Genomic DNA, 3,320 nt, shown 5'->3' with positions numbered 1-3,320 from the left:
CTCCCCCGTCAACTTCAATCATGAAAGCAGTATTTTTTACCATTTTTATTGCTTTCACAACTCCTCTTTTTTCAGAAGAAACACGTTGGTTTGACGATTTCTTTATTGAAGGGGCGCTTCATAAATATTTTGCGCCAGAATTTCTCTCTGAACATGTAAATCCAAAACTAGGTTTTCGCGGAGCGTTAGGATACGAATACAAAAATTTCCGATTAGCCGTTGAATCGGGGTATACAAACTTTGAAGGAACTAACCCCCTTGTTCTTGATATAACAATGATTCCCCTTTCGCTCAAGTTTGGTTATGAATATCCAATATATTTTGGCTTTGGGGTACAGGGGGATTTATTAACAGGATATTTCTTTTCCAAAGTATACCGCTACCCTACCGCCATTGACGTAATTCTGGAAAATCTTCAAGAAGATAACGAGCGCAATCTTTTTATGGGGGCGAGGATTTACGCGACATGGACGACAAAGGGAAAATTTTTAAAAATCTATGCCGGAGGCGGAGCGGATTTTGTTATTGAAAATGACGGACCTGTGCCTCTTGCGCTTGTGGAAGCCGGAATTTCAATAAAACCATTAACATTGATTAATCGTTCCGCTAAAAAGCCTGTTAAAAACGTTAAGCCTGTAAATCCAATTTACTTTGGGGTAAACAACGCGACAATAAATGAGCAGTATCAACTAACGCTTGACGATGCCGGAAAACAATTACAGGAAAAACAATCATTGCAAATAACGATTCGGGCGTACTATGCGCCTACAGGAACCGCCGAATGGCAACCAAGGCGAACAGACGGGACACCGGCGCTTTCGGCGGCAAGGGCGGAACAGTGCGCTGAATACTTGCGTGAAAATTACAAAATAGATCCGTCACGAATAAAAATAGAATACATGGGCGCAAAAAAAGCGTCCGATGAAACACAGATGGAAATGTATCGCTGTGTAGATTTGATAATAAAGTAAAAGGAAAAAAAGATGAACAAGAAAAACACAGTAAAAGTTTTTGCAGGAATAGTTATAGCGCTTTTTTTAGGCGCTTGTAACAATTATTTTCACGACTTAATACCACCCGATGATACGCTTATTTTATCGTTTTATGTTGACGGACAGTTGGGTTCCGCGGAAATTTATAACAACAGCGTTATAGCGACAGTCGCGAAAGGCAGTCCCGTCCATGAACTTATTCCGCAAATAACAGTATCAGAAAAAGCGACTATTATTCCCGTAACGCTTGATTATGTGCGAGTCGCGTTCCCAAGCGCTGACCTTACGGATTACGCGATGAAATTGAGCAGATCATCAGACCTTCTTAATACTTTAACAAATTTAATAAAAGCGAACCCAGATTTTAACATACCCGCTCTTAATATACCAATTGATTTTACTGGTCCTGTAACCATGATTGTAATAGGCGGACGTGGTAGCACGCGACAGTATACAGTTAATGTCGTAGAAGATTCAGGCGAACCGCGTCTTCTTAACATACGTTTTTCCAAATACGATAATGCGGAATTGGTAAGCGATGCCCTGTGTATGGTAGATGAAAGAAACTCCGCTGTTTACGCAAACGCGTCATACCCTGCGGAGATGCCATCTTTAAGTTACGCGCTTATTCCATCATTCCAAATACTTGGAGAAAGTTTTAATGTTGACGGAAATGAAATAACTTCCGGCAATAACCCTATTCAATTTTCGAATAGTCTTGGAATACAAACAAAAATAATTACCATAACAAGAGACGGCGAAACAAAAAATTACACGCTTACCGTTGTTTTTACAGAAGACAGCGATACAATACGCAGTATTACGGACTTCCGTTTTAACAAAACAATTAACAGCGGTATTTCCGCAAACGCAGTAGGTTCAATAATAAACACCGATAACACGGGAACAATAAACGTACAGGTATTTTATTCCGGGGCGAAACCTTCGACACTAACGCCGAATTTTATAAGTCCGGGAACAGTGAGCGTAGGCGGCGTTACGCAGACAAGCGGAGCAAACAGCCATGATTTTTCGTCTCAGCTTGAATACCGCGTAGTTTCGCGTAACGAAATGTATGTCCGCACTTATGCGGTAAAAGTAGAATTAATCAATATTGCCAGCAATATGCCTCATATTACATCGTTCCGTTTTTCCGCCGCCCATAACGCCGATTTAGTGCAAGATGCCGTTGGAAATATCAGCGACGGTCTTATTCTGATAGATGCCTATTACGGCGGAATAACCGCGCCAGCCTCTATTACGCCTGAATTCACCGCCGACGGCATTGTAACAGTTTACGGAAGCGTACAGGTATCAAGCGCCAGCGCGCAGGACTTTAGAAGACAGATAAAGTACACTGTAACAAACCCTGAGTATCCCTCGCTTGTTCTTGACTACTGGGTACAGTGCAAAATGATCCGCGACACGTCCTCAGACGCGGCAATTACCGCTTTTGGTTTTTACCCTGAAGAAAACAGCGGTCTTGCCGACCCTGTAATTGGAAAAATAGACCAGATAAACGGCATAATATCCGTATACGCCCGTCCCGGTTCAGGAGCAACTACAAATACAATGTACCCGCAATTTACCGCCGCAGGACAGGTAAACGTATCTGGAACTGCGCAAGTATCTGGAGTTTCCGGCAGAATATTTAACGCTCCCGTAACATACACGGTAGTTTCCGCAAACGGCAAAAACACCCGAAGTTATACGGTAAATGTAAGGGAACTGCAATCGACAATTTATGTAAATTGCAACGCCTATGGTTACGGAGACGGAACCAGTTGGGAAAACGCCTTCCGCAACCTAAAAGACGCGTGCAAAGCCGCCGCGCAATTCCCACAAGACATACCCAAAGAAATATGGATAGCCGCCGGAACTTACAAACCGGGAAACAAAACAAGCGATTACTTCCCGCTTACAGCCAACACAAGTTACATAGGCGGCTTTGCGGGAAATGAAACTGCAAAGAGCCAGCGCAATGTCGCGGCTAATACGGTAACAATTTCCGGCGATTTAGGCGGTGGAGTAAGAACGGAATATTTGTTCTACTCAACGAAAATAAACGGTGATTTATTGTTTGAAAACCTGACATTAAGAGACGCTTCATCAGGTGGCATTTTCGCATACGAGAACATAGATGATATTTTCACCTACCCAACATTAGTACCGCATGATAACATAACCATAGACTATGTAAACATCAATGGTATAACTAATGGCAGTGGAATAAAAATTTCTAATATTATTACGGCTAAAATTTCAAACTCGACTATAAGAAATTGCAAAAGTACTACTTATGGCGGTGGGATTTTTTTTTATTGTACA

At 42.0% G+C, this 3,320-nt stretch carries 2 protein-coding genes; both read left to right on the top strand.

Annotated features, from left to right (window positions below; translation table 11 throughout):
* A partial coding sequence (locus ACYVTD_RS10890) for an OmpA family protein (protein ID WP_461247795.1) occupies positions 1-971 on the top strand: 971 nt, incomplete at its 5' end.
* 12 nt (positions 972-983) lie between these two features.
* Positions 984-3,320 (top strand): hypothetical protein (locus tag ACYVTD_RS10885; RefSeq protein ID WP_461247794.1); only part of this gene is annotated, 2,337 nt, incomplete at its 3' end.

This window comes from Treponema sp. R6D11 (assembly GCF_054786075.1).
Note: the sequence above shows the minus strand (reverse complement) of the source record. Positions and strands in the feature narration are given on the sequence as shown.